Origin of the sequence: Streptomyces camelliae (assembly GCF_027625935.1) — a bacterium.
Classification (GTDB): Bacteria; Actinomycetota; Actinomycetes; order Streptomycetales; family Streptomycetaceae; genus Streptomyces; species Streptomyces camelliae.
In genome coordinates, this window is the sequence record NZ_CP115300.1 from 1,575,479 (window position 1) to 1,593,118 (window position 17,640).

General features: G+C 72.5%; 13 protein-coding genes. 9 read left to right on the forward strand and 4 right to left on the reverse strand.

Annotated features, from left to right (window positions below; genetic code table 11):
* Nucleotides 1-34 precede the first annotated feature (34 nt).
* Genes tal through O1G22_RS07420 form a run of 6 tightly spaced genes read left to right on the forward strand, consistent with a single transcriptional unit; the run spans nucleotide 35 to nucleotide 6,899 of the window.
* Nucleotides 35-1,180, forward strand: coding sequence for a transaldolase (tal, locus tag O1G22_RS07395; RefSeq protein WP_270080575.1), 1,146 nt, complete (start codon nucleotides 35-37; stop codon nucleotides 1,178-1,180).
* Nucleotides 1,177-2,823 carry a glucose-6-phosphate dehydrogenase gene (gene zwf, locus O1G22_RS07400; protein WP_270080576.1) on the forward strand — a complete coding sequence of 549 codons (1,647 nt, stop codon included), beginning with the start codon at nucleotides 1,177-1,179 and terminating at the stop codon, nucleotides 2,821-2,823. The genes tal and zwf overlap by 4 nt, the downstream gene beginning before the upstream one ends.
* Nucleotides 2,820-3,746, forward strand: coding sequence for a glucose-6-phosphate dehydrogenase assembly protein OpcA (opcA, locus tag O1G22_RS07405; protein ID WP_270080577.1), 927 nt, complete (start codon nucleotides 2,820-2,822; stop codon nucleotides 3,744-3,746). The genes zwf and opcA overlap by 4 nt, the downstream gene beginning before the upstream one ends.
* A gap of 1 nt (nucleotide 3,747) precedes the next feature.
* Nucleotides 3,748-5,418: a glucose-6-phosphate isomerase gene (gene pgi, locus O1G22_RS07410; RefSeq protein WP_270080578.1), complete on the forward strand. Its 1,671-nt coding sequence runs from the start codon at nucleotides 3,748-3,750 to the stop codon at nucleotides 5,416-5,418.
* 2 nt (nucleotides 5,419-5,420) lie between these two features.
* Nucleotides 5,421-6,299 (forward strand): phosphogluconate dehydrogenase (NAD(+)-dependent, decarboxylating), encoded by an 879-nt coding sequence (gene gnd / locus O1G22_RS07415; protein ID WP_270080579.1) that lies wholly within the window; start codon nucleotides 5,421-5,423, stop codon nucleotides 6,297-6,299.
* A gap of 6 nt (nucleotides 6,300-6,305) precedes the next feature.
* The gene (locus O1G22_RS07420) at nucleotides 6,306-6,899 is read left to right on the forward strand and encodes a histidine phosphatase family protein (protein ID WP_270080580.1); all 594 of its coding nucleotides are present in this window, start codon (nucleotides 6,306-6,308) and stop codon (nucleotides 6,897-6,899) included.
* A gap of 30 nt (nucleotides 6,900-6,929) precedes the next feature.
* On the opposite strand, the gene O1G22_RS07425 is transcribed toward O1G22_RS07420, so the two are convergent.
* The 3 genes from O1G22_RS07425 to O1G22_RS07435 form a co-directional block, all read right to left on the reverse strand.
* The gene (locus tag O1G22_RS07425) at nucleotides 6,930-8,816 is read right to left on the reverse strand and encodes an ArnT family glycosyltransferase (RefSeq protein WP_270080581.1); all 1,887 of its coding nucleotides are present in this window, start codon (nucleotides 8,814-8,816) and stop codon (nucleotides 6,930-6,932) included.
* Nucleotides 8,817-8,992: 176 nt separating this feature from the next.
* On the reverse strand, nucleotides 8,993-10,792 hold the full coding sequence (locus tag O1G22_RS07430) for a sugar phosphate isomerase/epimerase and 4-hydroxyphenylpyruvate domain-containing protein (protein WP_270086357.1): 1,800 nt from the start codon (nucleotides 10,790-10,792) through the stop codon (nucleotides 8,993-8,995).
* The gene (locus O1G22_RS07435; protein WP_270080582.1) at nucleotides 10,792-11,688 is read right to left on the reverse strand and encodes a shikimate dehydrogenase; all 897 of its coding nucleotides are present in this window, start codon (nucleotides 11,686-11,688) and stop codon (nucleotides 10,792-10,794) included. The genes O1G22_RS07430 and O1G22_RS07435 overlap by 1 nt, the downstream gene beginning before the upstream one ends.
* Nucleotides 11,689-11,856: 168 nt before the next feature.
* Here O1G22_RS07435 and O1G22_RS07440 point away from each other — a divergent pair, with 168 nt between their 5' ends.
* Nucleotides 11,857-12,522 carry a TetR/AcrR family transcriptional regulator gene (locus O1G22_RS07440; RefSeq protein ID WP_225095273.1) on the forward strand — a complete coding sequence of 222 codons (666 nt, stop codon included), beginning with the start codon at nucleotides 11,857-11,859 and terminating at the stop codon, nucleotides 12,520-12,522.
* 185 nt (nucleotides 12,523-12,707) lie between these two features.
* The gene (locus O1G22_RS07445; protein WP_270080583.1) at nucleotides 12,708-14,066 is read left to right on the forward strand and encodes an MFS transporter; all 1,359 of its coding nucleotides are present in this window, start codon (nucleotides 12,708-12,710) and stop codon (nucleotides 14,064-14,066) included.
* A gap of 240 nt (nucleotides 14,067-14,306) precedes the next feature.
* Here O1G22_RS07445 and O1G22_RS07450 read toward each other — a convergent pair whose 3' ends face one another.
* Nucleotides 14,307-14,648: a VOC family protein gene (locus O1G22_RS07450; RefSeq protein WP_225095275.1), complete on the reverse strand. Its 342-nt coding sequence runs from the start codon at nucleotides 14,646-14,648 to the stop codon at nucleotides 14,307-14,309.
* A gap of 237 nt (nucleotides 14,649-14,885) precedes the next feature.
* Between O1G22_RS07450 and O1G22_RS07455 the strand changes: the two genes are divergently transcribed.
* A complete protein-coding gene (locus O1G22_RS07455; RefSeq protein ID WP_270086358.1) occupies nucleotides 14,886-17,564 on the forward strand; it encodes a winged helix-turn-helix domain-containing protein in 2,679 nt (892 codons plus the stop codon).
* The last annotated feature ends 76 nt before the right edge of the window (nucleotides 17,565-17,640 follow it).

Genomic DNA, 17,640 nt, shown 5'->3' on the forward strand with positions numbered 1-17,640 from the left:
CGACACACGACCTCGCGACGAGAAGACAAGAGAGATGACTGACGTGACCGAAGCAATCGCCACTGCCGGAGCCCTCAAGCGCCTCGCCGACGAGGGGGTCTCCATCTGGCTGGACGACCTGTCGCGGGGGCGCATCGCCTCGGGCAACCTGGCGGAGCTGATCGAGAACAAGAACGTCGTCGGCGTCACCACCAACCCGTCGATCTTCCAGGCCGCCATCGGCTCCGGCGAGGGTTACGAGGAGCAGCTCACCGACCTCGCCGTCCGCGGGGTGACGGTCGACGAGGCGGTGCGGATGATGACGACCGCCGATGTGCGTGCCGCAGCCGATGTTCTGGATGCTGTGTACAGCACATCGAACGGTGTGGACGGCCGCGTCTCCATCGAGGTCGACCCGCGCCTGGCCCACGACACCACGGCGACGATCGCCGAGGCCAAGCAGCTCGCCTGGCTGGTGGACCGCCCCAACGTGATGATCAAGATCCCGGCGACGAAGGCGGGCCTGCCGGCGATCACCGAGGTCATCGGCCTCGGCATCAGCGTCAACGTGACCCTGATCTTCTCCCTGGAGCGCTACCGCGAGGTCATGGCCGCCTACCTGGCCGGTCTGGAGAAGGCCAAGGAGCGCGGCATCGATCTCGCCACGATCCACTCGGTGGCGTCCTTCTTCGTCTCCCGCGTGGACTCCGAGATCGACAAGCGGCTGACCGCCCTCGGCACCGACGAGGCCCTCGCCCTCAAGGGCCGCGCGGCCCTCGCCAACGCCCGCCTCGCCTACGAGGCGTACGAGGAGGTCTTCGGCTCCGAGCGCTGGCTGGCGCTCGCCGGGGACAAGGCGAACAAGCAGCGTCCGCTGTGGGCGTCGACCGGCGTGAAGGACCCGGCGTACAAGGACACCCTGTACGTGGACGAGCTGGTCGCGCCGGGCACCGTCAACACCATGCCGGAGGCCACGCTGAACGCGGTCGCCGACCACGGCGAGATCACCGGCGACACGGTGACCGGCGGCTACGCCGAGGCCCGCGCCGACCTGGCCGCCGTCGAGGGGCTCGGCATCTCCTACGACGAGATCGTCCAGCAGCTGGAGGACGAGGGCGTCGCCAAGTTCGAGGCGGCCTGGCAGGACCTGCTGGACGCCGTCGCCACGTCCCTGACGAGCAAGGGAGCTGACGCCCGATGACCGAGAACGCACCCGCCGCCCCGGCACCCGACGCTCCGGCGCCGGACGCCCCGGCACCGGACCAGGCGCCGGCGGAGGTCACCGTGCCGGCGGGCCCCGCCGCCGACGGGGAGAACCCGTTCGGCTGGGAGAACCCGCTCCGGGACGCCCGCGACCGCCGCCTCCCGCGCATCGCCGGCCCGTCCGGTCTGGTCATCTTCGGTGTCACCGGTGACCTGTCCCGCAAGAAGCTGATGCCGGCCGTCTACGACCTCGCCAACCGGGGTCTGCTGCCGCCGGGCTTCTCCCTCGTCGGGTTCGCCCGCCGGGAGTGGGAGGACCAGGACTTCGCGCAGGTCGTCCACGACTCCGTGCGCGAGCACGCCCGCACCCCGTTCCGCGAGGAGGTGTGGCAGCAGCTCGCCGAGGGCATGCGGTTCATCCCCGGCGACTTCGACGACGACACCGCGTTCAAGCAGCTCAAGGACGCCGTGGAGGAGCTGGACGCCTCCCGCGGCACCGGCGGCAACTTCGCCTTCTACCTCTCGGTGCCGCCGAAGTTCTTCCCCAAGGTCGTGCAGCAGCTGAAGAAGCACGGTCTGGCCTCCCCGCCCCCGGGTTCCTGGCGGCGCGCGGTCATCGAGAAGCCGTTCGGCCACGATCTGGGCAGCGCCCGCGAGCTGAACGCGATCGTGCACGACGTGTTCGAGCCGGACCAGGTGTTCCGCATCGACCACTACCTGGGCAAGGAGACCGTCCAGAACATCCTGGCGCTGCGCTTCGCCAACCAGATGTACGAGCCGATCTGGAACCGGTCGTACGTCGACCACGTGCAGATCACCATGGCCGAGGACATCGGCATCGGCGGCCGCGCCGGCTACTACGACGGCATCGGCGCCGCCCGTGACGTCATCCAGAACCACCTCCTCCAGCTGATGGCCCTCACCGCCATGGAGGAGCCGATCGCGTTCGACGCGGAGGCGCTGCTCACCGAGAAACTGAAGGTGCTGAAGTCGGTGCGCCTCCCGGCGGAGCTCGGCAAGCACACCGTGCGCGGGCAGTACGCCGAGGGCTGGCAGGGCGGCGAGAAGGTCGTCGGCTACCTCCAGGAGGAGGGCATCGACCCCGCGTCGAAGACCGACACCTTCGCCGCGATCAAGCTGGGCATCGACAACCGCCGCTGGGCGGGCGTCCCCTTCTACCTGCGCACCGGCAAGCGGCTCGGCCGCCGGGTCACCGAGATCGCGGTGGTCTTCAAGCGGGCCCCGCACTCCCCCTTCGACTCCACGGCCACCGAGGAGCTGGGCCAGAACGCGATCGTCATCCGCGTCCAGCCCGACGAGGGCATGACCGTCCGCTTCGGCTCCAAGGTGCCGGGCACCTCGATGGAGATCCGGGACGTGTCGATGGACTTCGCCTACGGCGAGTCGTTCACCGAGTCGAGCCCGGAGGCGTACGAGCGGCTCATCCTGGACGTGCTCCTCGGCGACGCGAATTTGTTCCCCCGTCACCAGGAAGTGGAAGAGTCCTGGAAGATCCTCGACCCGATCGAGGAGTACTGGACGGCGCACGGCAGGCCGGCGCAGTACGCGTCGGGCAGCTGGGGACCCGAGGAAGCGGACGAGATGCTCGCACGAGACGGACGGAGCTGGCGCAGGCCATGAAGATCGACCTGACCGACACCACGGCAAGCAAGATCAACAAGGCGTTGGTGCAGGGCCGCCGCGCCATCGGCACCCCGGCCGTGGGCATGGTCCTGACGATGGTCATCGTCACGGACGAGGAGAACGCCTACGACTCGATCAAGGCCGCCGAGGACGCCTCGCACGAGCACCCCATGCGGACCCTGGTCGTCATCAAGCGGCATGTGCGCACTCTGCGCGACCGCACCCACTCCCGGCTCGACGCCGAGGTGCGGGTCGGCTCCGAGGCCGGCACCGGCGAGACGGTCGTGCTGCGCACCTACGGCGAGGTGTCCGACCACGCCGACTCGGTGGTCCTGCCGCTGCTGCTGCCGGACGCCCCGGTGGTCGTGTGGTGGCCGGTGGACGCCCCCGAGGCCCCGTCGAAGGACCCGCTGGGCGCGCTCGCCCAGCGCCGGATCACCGACCTGTACGCGTTCGAGCGGCCGATGGAGGTCCTGGAGACCCGCGCCCGCAACTACGCGCCGGGCGACACCGACCTCGCCTGGACGCGGCTCACGCTGTGGCGGTCGATGCTGGCCGCCGCCCTGGACCAGGCCCGCGCGCGGATCACGTCGGCGGCCGTCGAGGCCGAGGCCGACAACCCCAGCGCCGAGCTGCTCTCGCGCTGGCTGGAGGCCCGGCTCGGCGTGCGCGTGGACCGTGTGGTCACCGCCGGACCGGTCGTCACGGCCGTACGTCTGGGCACCGGGAACGGCGAGATCGTCATCGACCGGCCCGAGGGACCGCTGGCGACCCTGACCCTGCCGGGCCAGCCGCCGCGCACCCTCGCCCTGAAGGTCCGCCCCACCTCCGAACTCATCGCCGAGGAGCTGCGCCGCCTCGACGCCGACGAGATGTACGCCATCGCCCTGAAGGGCGAGGCCGGCAAGGAGAACGCCTGACATGGCAGCGTCCCAGCTTTCCGGGTTTCCCCAGCTCACCCACCGGCCCGAGTGGACGGCCCTCGCCGACCACCGCGCCGAGGGCCGGCCGCACCTGCGCGAGCTGTTCGCGCAGGACCCCGGCCGGGCCGAGCGGTACGTCGTACGGGTCGGCGACCTGTACATCGACTACAGCAAGCACCTGATCACCGACGAGACGCTGGCCCTGCTGACGGAACTCGCCACCGCCACCGGCGTGTTCGGCCTGCGGGACGCCATGTTCCGCGGCGAGAAGATCAACGTCACCGAGGACCGGGCGGTGCTGCACACCGCGCTGCGCGCCCCGCGGGACGCCGTCGTCGAGGTCGACGGCGAGAACGTGGTGCCGAAGGTGCACGCCGTCCTCGACAAGATGGCCGACTTCGCCGACCGGGTCCGTTCCGGCGAGTGGACCGGCCACACCGGCAAGCGGATCAGGAACGTCGTCAACATCGGCATCGGCGGCTCCGACCTCGGCCCCGCCATGGCGTACGAGGCGCTGCGCCCGTACACCGCACGGGAGTTGACGTTCCGCTTCGTGTCGAACGTGGACGGCGCCGACCTGCACGAGGCGACCCGCGACCTGGACCCGGCGGAGACCCTGTTCATCGTCGCGTCCAAGACGTTCACCACGATCGAGACGATCACCAACGCCACGTCGGCGCGGTCCTGGCTGCTGAAGGCCTTCGACGGCGACGACAAGGCCGTGGCCAAGCACTTCGTGGCGCTGTCCACGAACGCCGGCAAGGTCACCGAGTTCGGCATCGACCCGGACAACATGTTCGAGTTCTGGGACTGGGTCGGCGGCCGCTACTCGTACGACTCCGCGATCGGTCTCTCCCTGATGATCGCGATCGGCTCGGACCGGTTCCGCGAGATGCTCGACGGTTTCCACCTGGTCGACGAGCACTTCCGCACCGCGCCCGCCGAGGCCAACGCGCCTTTGCTGCTGGGCCTGCTGGGCATCTGGTACGGCGACTTCCACGACGCCCAGTCGCACGCGGTGCTGCCGTACAGCCACTACCTGTCGAAGTTCACCGCCTATCTCCAGCAGCTGGACATGGAGTCCAACGGCAAGTCGGTGCAGCGCGACGGCAAGCCGGTGCAGTGGCAGACCGGCCCGGTGGTGTGGGGCACGCCGGGCACCAACGGGCAGCACGCCTACTACCAGTTGATCCACCAGGGCACCAAGCTGATCCCGGCGGACTTCATCGGCTTCGCCCGCCCGGCCGGTGAGCTGAGCGAGGAACTCAAGGCGCAGCACGACCTGTTGATGGCGAACTTCTTCGCCCAGACCCAGGCCCTCGCCTTCGGCAAGACCGCCGAGGAGGTCCGCGCGGAGGGCGTCGCCGAGGAGCAGGTGGCGCACCGCACCTTCCACGGCGACCACCCCACCACCACGATCCTCGCGCCCGAGCCGACCCCGTCCGTGCTCGGCCAGCTGATCGCCCTCTACGAGCACAAGGTGTTCGTCCAGGGCGCGGTCTGGAACATCGACTCCTTCGACCAGTGGGGCGTCGAGCTGGGCAAGGTCCTCGCCAAGCGGGTCGAGCCCGCCCTGACCGAGGGCGCTGACGTCCCCGGTCTCGACCCCTCCTCCCAGGCCCTCGTAGCCGCCTACCGCACCCTCAAGAACGCATCGGAAGTGAACTGATCATGCAGCTCGGTCTCATCGGTCTCGGCAAGATGGGCGGCAACATGCGCGAGCGGATCCGCCGCGCCGGCCACACCGTCATCGGCTACGACCGCAACCCCGACGTCTCCGACGTCAAGTCCCTCGCAGAACTGGTCGAGAAGCTGGACGCGCCCCGCCAGGTGTGGGTCATGGTCCCGGCCGGCACCGCCACCCAGACCGTCGTCGACGAGCTCGGCGACCTGCTGGAGCCCGGCGACACGGTGATCGACGGCGGCAACTCCCGCTGGACGGACGACGAGAAGCACGCGGCCGCGCTCGCCATCAAGGGCATCGGCTTCGTCGACGCCGGTGTCTCCGGCGGTGTGTGGGGCCTGCAGAACGGCTACGCGCTCATGGTCGGCGGCGACAAGGAGCACGTGGACCGGCTGCAGCCGATCTTCGAGGCGCTCAAGCCGGAGGGCCCGTACGGCTACGTCCACGCGGGCCGGGTCGGCGCCGGGCACTTCTCCAAGATGGTCCACAACGGCATCGAGTACGCCATGATGCAGGCCTACGCCGAAGGCTGGGAGCTCCTTGAGAAGGTCCACTCCGTGGAGAACGTCCGCGAGGTGTTCCGCTCCTGGCAGGAGGGCACGGTCATCCGGTCCTGGCTGCTGGACCTCGCGGTCAACGCCCTGGACGAGGACGAGCACCTGGAGCAGCTGCGCGGCTACGCCGAGGACTCCGGCGAGGGCCGCTGGACGGTCGAGGCGGCCATCGACAACGCCGTACCGCTGCCCGCGATCACGGCGTCCCTGTTCGCCCGGTTCGCCTCGCGCCAGGACGACTCCCCGCAGATGAAGATGATCGCCGCGCTGCGCAACCAGTTCGGCGGCCACGCGGTCGAGAAGAAGGACTGAACCACCGTGGGCGACCTCCTGCTGGTCCGCCACGGTGAGACGGAGTGGAGCCGGTCGGGACAGCACACGAGCTGGACCGACCTGCCCCTGACCGAGCACGGCGAGGAACAGGCAAAGTCCCTCGCCCCGCTCCTCACCGAGCGGACGTACGCCCTCGCGCTGGCCAGCCCGCTGGGCCGCGCGATACGCACCGCCGAACTGGCAGGCCTGACCGGGATCGTGCCCGAGCCCGATCTGCACGAGTGGGACTACGGCGGCTACGAGGGCGTCACCACGGTCGACATCCACCGCTCGCGCCCCGCCTGGGACCTGTGGACCGACGGCGTGCCGCCCGGCCCCGAGGGCCACCCCGGTGAGTCACCGGAGCAGGTCGGCGCCCGTGCCGACCGGGTGCTGGCCCGCGTCGACGCCGCGCTCGCCGAGGACGCCGGGGACGTGGTCCTCGTCGCCCACGCCCACTTCCTGCGGGTGCTCACCGCGCGCCGCCTCGGCCTGGCGCCCGCCGAGGGCCGACTGTTCCAGCTGGCCACCGGCACGGTCAGCCGGCTGTCCACCGAGCACGGCCGGCCCGTGATCACCGAGTGGAACAGACGGCCGTAACGACCCGACGGCCTTGTACTGCGGCCCGGTTCACCTCTGGTGGGCCGGGCCGCAGTCGTACAGCAGCTTGCCGCGGTCGTGGCGGTCGTAGGCGGAGCGCGGTACGAGCGTGCAGTGGGCGGCGGTCCAGCGCAGCAGCGTGCCGACGGGGCGGCGGTCGTCGCGGGCGCCGTGCCTCAGGTCGGCGCGCGGGACGAGGACGTAGCGGAGCCGGCCGGTGTCCACCAGCGTGCGGAAGGCCGCCGGCTTCGGGAAGGGGACCTGGCCGGTGTAGCCGCCCATCGGCAGCAGGGGCGCGTCGGCGGCGAGGACGTACGGTGCCGCGCTCTCCCAGCCGGCCACGGCGGCCAGATAGCGGGCGCCGTCCCGGTGCGCGGTGAGGTAGGCCAGCAGCCGTCGCTGTCCGGGGGCGAGCGTGGCCAGGGCGCTGCCACCGCGGACGCTGGTGGGGCCGACCCGGCCGAGGCTGCCGGGCTGGTTGTAGCGCAGGGAGAGGGCGGACGCCGACCAGGCGGCCGGGACCAGGAGCACGGCGGCGAGGCCCGCGGCGAGTGCGGCGGGCCGGCGCAGGGCGGCGAGAGCCACGGCGACCAGGGCGAGGGCCGCTGCGCAGGGCGCCGCCCAGGTCTCGAAGTGCCGGTACCGGAGCGCCAGGGACGCACACCAGACGACGTTCACCGCCAGCACGGCCGGCAGCAGCACCCGGGAGCGCCGGGCCTGGACGACCCCGGCGGCGGCGAGGGCGGCCACGGCCACCGCGACGACGCCCATGTAGTAGGTGTGTCCGGTGACGCTGCCGAAGCTGAAGACGGTGAAGAAGGTCAGGAACCACGAGCCCCACAGCACCAGCCCGGTGAGCTGCCGGTCGGTGCGCGCCGGACGCCGCCGCCACAGCGCGACGAGTCCTCCGGCCAGGCCGAGGACGGCCAGCGGGTACAGCCAGCCGGTCTGGGTGGCCAGGCCCGGGGCGACCATCTTCCACACGCTGTCGCCCATGCCGGGCCCCGCCCCCCGCCCCGCGTGGGCGACCCGGCTCACCGCGATGCTGCCCGTGCCGGCCGCGTCGACGCCGACGGCGTGGAAACGGGTCAGGAAGTTGTAGCCGACGACCAGCGCGAACGGGGAGTCGTTCGTGGTGCCGTCGAGGTACGGCCGGGACCCGGCCGGGGTGAGGGCGGCCACCAGCATCCACGACACGGACACCGCCACGGTCACCGCGCCGGCCAGGGCCACGTGGGCGGTCCGGCGGCGCGCTGCGGCGGGCGCGGCGACGAGGTAGGTGGCGGCGAGCGCGGGCAGCACGGCCCACGCCTCCAGCATCTTGCACTGGAAGGCGAGCCCCACCCATGTCCCGGCGAGCAGCAGGGTGCGCGGGCGGCCCCGCTCGGCGGCCCGCCAGGTGGCCTCGGCGGCCAGCAGCAGGAGCAGCACGAACGGCGCGTCCTCGGTGACCGACCGGCCGAGGCCGACGGTCACCGGCGTCAGGGTGAGGAACGCGGCGGCCAGCAGCCCGGCGCCCACCCCGGCCCAGCGGCGCACCAGCACATGGAGCAGGAGGACACAGCCGACCATTTCCAGAGCCTGTGGCAGTACCAGCGCCCACGGGTGGAAGCCGAACACGAGCGCGGACAGGGCCTGCGGCCACAGGAAGCCGGGCAGCTTGTCCAGGGTGATGGAGCCCGCCGGGTCGAAAGCGCCGTAGAAGAAGTCCGCCGGGCTGTCGGTCATGCTGCGCACCGCGCTCGCGTAGAACGCGTGGTAGGTGCTGTGCTGCAGCCCCCACAGGCACAGCACGGCCGCGAGCAGGCAGATGCCCGCGAGCGCCTGCCGCTCGTACCGGTCGGTCCACGGGCGGGGCACGGCCGCGGGCGGTGGGCCGTCGTTGCGGACGACCGACTCGGTGGAGGGCTTGAGCATGAACGGCCTTTCGGGCTCCCGGAACGGACGTGTCCGGGCGCAGCGCGCATACCGGATCCCGCGGAGTATCAGCCGCCGGACATGTACGGAGCCTGAACCCGGGCTGAACCCGGTGGAGGTCTCACCGGCCTCTCACCAGCGCGGGGAATCCGGTAAGAGGCCGGCCGGTCGCCGGCTCAGCGCGGGAGCCGTCCGGTGTGCTGGGCGGCGAGCCGTACCGGCGCGTTCGCGGCGCCGTAGCCCTGGTGGCCGGGGTCGCGCTGGACCAGTTCGAAGAAGACGTGGCCGATGGTCTCGGTGTAGCAGTGCCTGAAGGCGCCGCCCGCGTCCTGGTCGTAGAGGATGCCCAGCTCGCGGTAGGTCTCCAACTCGCCCTCGGCGAAGGTGAACCGGGCCGCGAGGTCGTCGTAGTAGTTGGCCGGGACCGGCAGCAGCCGGCCGCCGGCCGCGCGGAAGGCTCGGGCCGCGGCCACCACGTCGTCGGTGGCCAGCGCGAGGTGCGCGGCGTGCAGGGTCTCGTCGGCGGGCGCCGCGCCGACGGTGAGGGCGATACGGACGCTGCCGTCATGGTTGGCGACGGCCCGGCTGCGGCGCAGCCCGTAGGGGTCGGCGAGGTCGACGCTGTCCTGGGCGTCCAGCCCGAGGACGCTGCGGTGGAAGAGGGTCGCCTCGTCGAAGTGGTGCCAGGGCTGGGTGAGGGCGAGGTGGTCGATGCGGGTGCCGGCGGACGGTGCGGGGGCGTCCGGCAGATCGGCGAAGTCGCCCCGCCAGTCGGCGAGTCGGGACTCACCGGAGTCTGCGGTGGCGACGAAGAACAGTTCCGTGCCGTCGGGCGCGGCGACCGCGTCGAGCGGGGCGTCCTCGGGGGCGCGGCGGCGCGGCAGGACGGGCGCGTGGAGGGCCTCGGCGCGGCGGGCGGCGGCGGCCGGATCCGGGGAGGCGAGGCCGATCGCGGCGAGCCGGGTGCCGTCACGGCGGTCGGTGGCGGCGGTGTTGACCAGGATCCGGGCCTCGCCGCGCTGCCACAGGTCGACGGGTTTGCCGCGGTGGCGGGCGGCGCGGGTGAAGCCGAGGGCGGTCAGCAGGGCGGTGACGGGTTCGGCGTCCGGGGTGAGCAGTTCGGCGAAGGCGACCCCGGTGGGTACGACGGGCGGCGGCAACTGGACCGCGCCGACGGCCTCTTGGAGCAGCAGCAGGGAGCGGTGGGCGTCCACGGCGGTGGAACCGGCGTCGGCCTGCCGGAAGACGTCATTGAAGACCTCCAGCGACAGCGGCCCCCGGTAACCGGCGGCGAGCACGTGCCGCAGCAGCCCGGCGACGTCGAAGCCGCCCTGCCCCGGGAAGCACCGGTGATGGCGGCTCCACTGGAGGACGTCCATGGCCGGCAGCGGGGCGTCGGCGAGCTGGAGGAAGAAGATCTTCTCGCCGGGTATGTCCTCGATGCCCCGGAGGTCCGAGCCCCGGGAGAGGATGTGGAAGCTGTCCAGGCAGGTGCCGAGCGCCGGATGCCCGGCCGCCTCGACGATCCGCCACGCGTGGTCGTAACGGTTCACATGCCGCCCCCAGGCCAGCGCCTCGTACGCCACCCGGATCCCGGACTCCTGTGCCAGATCGGCGAGTTGCGCCAGCTGTTCGGTGGCGAGGGCGTCGTCGTCCAGGGCGAGCGGGGAGACGCTGGAGCACACGAGGACGGTGTCGGCGCCGAGCCGCTCCATCAGCTCGAACTTGTGCCGGGCGCGCCGGAGATTGCGGCTGAACACCTCCTGCGGGACGGCCTCGATGTCCCGCATCGGCTGGTACAGGTCGATGCTCAGGCCGAGATCGGCACAGCGGGCGCGTATCTCCTCGGGGGTGAGGGGGCTGGCGAGGAGGTCGTTCTCGAAGATCTCGACGCCGTCGAAGCCGGCCCGGGCGGCGGCGGTGAGCTTCTCGGTGAGGGAGCCGCTGAGGGAGACGGTGGCGATGGAGGTGTGCATCATCCGACGTGGCTCCCCGAGCGCTCCAGTCCGGCCAGCTCCTCGAAGTCGGCCAGCATCCGGCCGCTGTCCGGCTCCAGCCCGGTGAACAGCCGGAACGCGTCCGCGGCCTGGAACACGGCCATTCCGCCCCCGGGCAGCACGGCACAGCCGTGCTCCCGGGCGACCCGCACCAACGCGGTCTCCAGCGGCCGGTACACCACCTCCGCGACCCACAGCCCCGGCCGCAGCAGCTCGGCGGGCAGCGGCAGTCCGGGGTGGGCGGCCATACCCGTAGGGGTCGCGTGCACGAGACCGCCGGTGCCGTCGGCGTCGGCGAGCAGTGCCGGCAGCCGGTCGAGGGATGCCGCCTCGGCCCGGCCGGGGCCGAAGTGCCGTACGAGGGAGTCGGCGAGGCCGGCCGCCCGGCCGGGCAGCGCGTCCACCACCGTCACCCGCCCGGCGCCGAGGGTGAGCACGGCGTGTGCCACGGCCGCGCCGGCGCCGCCCGCGCCGAGCTGGACGACCCGCTCCAGCGGGGCGTCAGGCAGGCCGCGCGCGAAGGACGCGGCGAAACCGGTGACGTCGGTGTTGTGGCCGACGGCCCGGCCGCCGTCCTCGAAGACGACGGTGTTGACCGCGCCGAGCGCCTCGGCCCGCGGGTCGAGCGCGTCCAGGTGCTCGATGACGAGCTGCTTGCACGGGTGGGTGATGTTCAGCCCGTCGAAGCCGAGGTCACGGGCGGCGCGGACCAGGTCCCCCACGGCCTGCGGGGCCACACCGAGGACGTCGGTGTCGAGGAGCCGGTAGAGGTAGCGCAGGCCCTGGCGGTCGGCCTCCCGCTGGTGCAGGGCGGGGCTGAGCGAGGGGCCGATACCGGCGCCGATCAGCCCGACGAGATACGAGTCCTTGGCCACGCGAGCCTCCCGGGGCAGCGCTAATGTACGAACCAGTACGTTAGCTATATCAGCAGCGGGGGTCCCCGAGAAAGCCCCCGACGGCATCCGGGGCCCTGCTTCTACAATCACCGGCACCACGGACGAGCGCTCCGCCCAGGTGTCGTGTCCCCGGCCCGAAGGAAACCGATGACCAGCGTCGAAGAACCCCTGCGACCCGGCGGGCGGGTGCGCGACGCCGCCCGCACCAAGGCCGAGATCCTCGACGTGGCCACGCAGGAGTTCGCGCGGGCCGGCTACGACGGCGCCCGGGTCGACGAGATAGCGGCCCGCACCCGCACCACCAAGCGGATGATCTACTACTACTTCGGCGGCAAGGAACAGCTGTTCACAGCCGTGCTGGAGCGGGCGTACGGCGTGATCCGCGACGCCGAGCAGCAGCTCGACGTCGAGCATCTGGACCCGGTCGCGGCGATCCGGCGCCTGGCCGAGCTGACCCTCGACCATCACGAGCAGCACCCGGACTTCATCCGCCTGGTCAGCATCGAGAACATCCACGGCGCCGAGCACATCGCGGCCTCCGCGAAGCTCGGCCGGATCGGCTCCCCGGCCCTGGACGTGATCCGCCGGATCCTCGCCGCCGGACAGGAGTCCGGGCTGTTCACGGCCGACGTCGACGCGGTCGACCTGCACGCCATGATCAGCTCGTTCTGCTTCTTCCGGGTCGCCAACCGGGCCACCTTCGGCGCCCTGTTCGGCCGCGACCTGGTGGACCCCGGTCGGCGGGAGCACTACCGCACCATGCTCGGCGACATGGTGATCGCCTATCTGACGGCGGAGCGGGCGGACGCCTGAGGCCTGCGCCCGACGAGTTCGGGCGCCACCTCTTGACACAGGGGAAACACGCGCGCAACATCCCACCCACCACGACTAACTACCCAGTGGGTTAATTAGCAGCCGAGATCCGGCCCTCGCCCGCTCCCTCCCCTCGTCGCTCACTCCGCCCTCGTAGGGTGGAGTTCCCCCGAAGGAGCACCGCCGTGTCCGTCCCCGTCCCCACGCCTGCCTCCGAAGCCCCTCCAGGCCAGCCCTGGAAGGCGGCGACGGCCGCCTGGATCGGCAGCGCCCTGGAGTACTACGACTTCTTCGTCTACGGCAGCGCCGCCGCGCTGATCTTCCCGAAGGTGTTCTTCGACGCCTCCGACCCCGCCACCGCCACGCTGCTCTCACTCGCCACGTTCGGTGTCGCCTACGCCGCCCGGCCGCTCGGCGCGCTGGTCCTCGGGCATGTCGGCGACCGGGTCGGGCGCAAGAAGATCATGGTGTTCACGCTGCTCCTGATGGGTCTGTCGACGTTCCTGATCGGCTGTCTGCCCACCCGTGCCCAGGCCGGCTCGCTCGCCCCCGTGCTGCTCGTGCTCTGCCGCGTCCTGCAGGGCATATCGGCGGCCGGCGAGCAGGCCAGCGCCAGTTCCATGAGCCTGGAGCACGCGCCGCCGGACCGGCGTGGGTTCTTCACCAGTTTCACGCTCAGCGGCACCCAGGGCGGCCAGCTCATCGCCACCCTCGTCTTCATCCCGGTCTCCCGGCTGCCCGAGAACCAGCTGCTGTCCTGGGGCTGGCGGGTGCCGTTCTGGCTGAGCGTGGCGGTCGCCGTCGCCGGCTTCGTCATCCGGCGCCGGCTGCGCGAGACCCCGGCCTTCGCGAAGCAGGCGGCGACCGAGGGCGTGGTGCGGCTGCCGCTCGCGGTGCTGCTGCGCGAGCACTGGGCCGATGTGCTGCGGGTGATCGCGGGCGCGCTCATCGCCTCGGTCAGCACGATCTTCACGGTGTGGGCGCTGGCGTACGCCACCAGCGACGCGGTCGGCATGTCCCGTACCTCGATGCTGTGGGTCGGCGCCCTCGCCAACCTGGTCGCGCTCGGCGCGATCCCGCTGTGGGCGACGCTGTCGGACCGGATCGGGCGCCGGCCGGTGTTCCTGATCGGCGCGATCGGCAGCGCGGCGGCGATGGCCGGCTACCTCTGGGCGATCTCCACCGGCTCCTACGCGCTCACCCTGACCCTCGGCATCGTCGCCTTCGGCCTTGTCTACAGCGCCGCGAACGGGGTGTGGCCCGCCTTCTACGGCGAGATGTTCGCGACCCGGGTCCGGCTGTCCGGCGTGGCGATCGGCACGCAGACCGGCTTCGCGGTCGCCGGATTCGCGGTCACCTTCGCCGCCGGGATCGCCGGTCCGGGCGGCGACGACTGGGGAGCGGTGGCCCTGTTCACGGCCGCACTGTGCATACCGCCGGTCATCGCCGCACTGTCCGCCCGCGAGACGCACACCGTCCCGACGGAACTGCTCGGGGAGCGGGAGGGGCGACAGCCGGCGGGGGTGGAGCGGGTGACGGCCTGAGGGGACGGCGGCCTGAGGGCGGCCTGGAGGCGGCCTGAAGGGCTGACGCCGGGGGCCTGCCGCCGGTCTATGGGGGGCCTGCCGGTCTAAGGGGGGGTGTGCCTGCCTTCGGGGGCGTGGGGGCGGGGGGCGTGCCCGGTCTGCTGCGCGTGGGGCCTGCCGGACTGAGGGGTGCGAGATCAAGGCCTGCCGGGCTCACCCCTTGACTGGTGACCCCACGCGCACGCGGGACCTCCCCGGCTAAGGGCGCGGGTGGCGGGGTTCGTACAGGGCCAGTTCGGCGCCGCCCGGGAGGCGGAGGGCGGTCACCCGGCCCCACGGTGCCTCCTCCACCGGTCGGCTGAAGTCGGCTCCGCGCTCGGTGAGTTGGCGCCGGGTCTCGTCCAGGTCGTCGCACATCAGCATCAGCTCGTGCGCGGGCTCGCCGTCGGTGGGGTGGCAGGCCACCTCGGTGGGCGGCGCCTTGAAGATGAGCCAGCCACGGCCCGCGTCGACGTACGACCAGCAGAGGGTGCCGCGCAGAAAGGCCCGGTCAGCCTCCGGGTCCCGGCTGTAGAGCACCACGTGTGCACCGTTGATCACGCGGGGAGGTTAGTGCGACGGGCGGGGCCGGACAAGCACCGGCGCCCCACCGGCGGCCGGCGCCGCTTCCGGCTCGGTCCCGGCGGGCCGGTGGGCTCGGACACCCCCTGGCTGTCCATCGTGGCTGTTCCGCCCGGCCGAGGGACCACTGGGCCCTGTTGCACCGTGACAGCGCGGGAAGACCATGGTGGGAGGGGGTTGTCCGTGACCCGACGATCACGGGTGGTGGTGAGCACCATGGCCGTACCGGGCGAGGACGGGTCGGCGCCTGCACCCTCGCACGCCGATCCCCGGGGGGACCCGTTCCTCACGACGCGGTTCGCCGTCCCGACGCGTCCCGTGACGTTCCTGCGGCGCGACCGGCTGCTCGGACATCTCGGCGACGACCCGCCGACCCCGCTGACCGTGGTCCACGGAGCCGCGGGAGCGGGCAAGACTCTGCTGGTGGCCGACTGGGCCTCGGCGCGGGACGGGCCCGTCGCCTGGCTCACCGCCCGGGTGGCGGACAAGGGATGCGGAACCTTCTGGGCGTACCTCCTCCAGGCCCTGCGCCTCGCCGGCCTGCCCCTGACCAGCGACGTCGGCTTCCCCACCGAACCCGGCCGGGTGCCCGACGCCCTCCTCACCCGGCTCGCCGCCGCACTGAGCGCCCGGACCGCGCCGTTGATCGTCGTCGTCGACGAGTACGACCGGGCGACCGACCCCGAGATCGCGGATCAGCTGGAGTTCGTCCTCCAGCAGGCGGGGCACGGCCTGCGCCTGGTGCTCGTCACGCGCACCGAACCGCTGCTCCCCCTGCACCGCTACCGGGCGGCCGGCGCCGTCACGGAGATCAGGAACGCCGAGCTGGCCTTCACCCGCGACGAAGCAGCGGACCTGCTGGCGCTGCACGGGCTGCGGCTCACGGCGGACGACGTGGACGCGCTGGTGGAGCGCACCCGGGGCTGGGCGGCCGGCCTGCGGCTGTGCGCCCTGGCCGCGCGGGACGAGCCGGATCCGCGCACGTATCTGCAGGAGTTCGAGGCCGACCGCACCACGATCGCCGACTTCCTGCTGGCCGAGGTGCTCAAGCGGCAGAAGGCCGGGACACAGGACCTGCTGCTGCGGACCAGCATCCTCGAACGGGTCTGTCCCGGTCTCGCCGACGCCCTCACCGGCCGCACCGACGCCGGACTCATCCTGACCGGTCTGCACCGCGAGAACGCGTTCGTCGAGTATCTCGGCCACGACTGGTTCCGTCTCCATCCGCTGTTCGGGGAGATCCTCCGCGCCCACCTGCGGGTGCGCTCTCCCGGGCTGGAAACCGAACTCCACCGCCGCGCCGCTCACTGGCTGCGGCACTCGGGGTCCCTCGGCGAGACGCTCGGCCACGCGGCCGCCGCGCACGACTGGGAGACCGCCGCCGGCGCCCTCGTCGGCGATCTCGCCATCGGGGAGATCTTCACCGGCCTGCGCGTCGACGATCTGTCCGAGCTGTTCGCCACGATGGGGCCCGGACCCGCCGGCCCCGCCACGGACCTCGTGCGGGCCGCCCGCGAACTGTCCCGGCACGACCTGGAACGCGGCCTGCCCCGCCTGCACCTCGCGGCACACGCCCTCGCACGGCGCGGCGCATCCACCGAGGACGATCCGGACGGCCTGGCGGCGACCCGGCTGAGCTGCGCCTTCCTCGAAACGCTGGCAGCGCGCCTGACCGGTGCCCCGGGACGGGCGGAGACGGCGGCACAGGCCGCTGAGCGGCTTCGGCGCGACGTGCCCGGCAGGCTTCTCGACGAGCATCCGGAGCTGATCGCGCTCCTGCACACCCATCTCGGCTCGGCACGGCTGTGGGCCGGCCGGATGCGGGAGGCACGCGCCGTCCTGACCACGGTCGTCGACTCCGGCCGGGCGGAGGCGACGGCCCAGGCACGTCAGGAGTGTCTGGGCCACCTCGCGCTGATCGACTATCTGAAGGGCTGGCCGGGCAGGGCCGAACGCACGGCGTGGGCCACGGTCACCGCGGCCGACGGCCACCGCGACCCGCCCCCGGCGCCCGGACCGGGGCTGACCCCGCTGGTCCTGGCCGCGGTGGCCGTCGACCGCGACGAGCTGGACCGGGCCCAGGCGCTCCTCGACGCCGCCGCGGACCCCCGGGGCCTGCCACCGGACCCGGTGGCGCAGGCCGGGGAGTCCATCGTCACCGGGCGTCTGCTCCTGGCCCGTGGTGACCCACAGGCCGCGCTGGAAGCGGTGGACCGGACCGTCGTGGCCGAGGAGGTGTCGCCCTGGGCCGCGGCGCACACGGCGTGCGTGGCCGCCGCCGCCCACCTCGCCGAGGGACGGCCGGAGACGGCCGTCAAGCTGCTCGCGGAACAGCCCGACGGCGAGCCGGTGTGCCTCGTGGGAGCCGCGCAGGCGGAACTGGCCGCGGGAAGGCCCGAGGCCGCGGCCGAACTGCTCGGCAGAGTACGGCCGCAGAGCCACGTCGGCCCCGCCGTCGCGGTACGGGCGGCACTGGTCGGAGCCCAGGTGGCGGGCGAGGCCGGAGACCTCGCCCGGCAGCGCGGACTCGTCGCCCAGGCGCTCCGGGAGGCCCGGCACGAACGGCTGCGACGCCCCTTCGTGGACGCCGGACCGTGGCTGCGCCCGTTGCTGCGCACCGTGCCCTTGCGCGCCCTGGCCGAGGGCTGGCTCACCCCCGGCCCGCCGGTGCCGGCCGGGGAGCAGCCGCCGCTGCCGGTGGTGGAAGAACTGAGCGGACGCGAACGCGACGTCCTGCGCCGGCTGGCGCAGATGATGTCGACGGAGGAGATCGCCGCCGATCTGTATGTGTCGGTCAACACGGTCAAGACCCATCTCAAGAGCGCCTACCGCAAACTCGCCGTGAACCGGCGTCACGACGCGGTGCGCCGGGCACGTGACCTGGGGCTCCTGTGACGCGACGGTCGTATCACCTCGCCCGGGTGAGGCAGAGCGGTGGGCCGGGGCGGAGGATCGCGGGGAGACGTGGGGA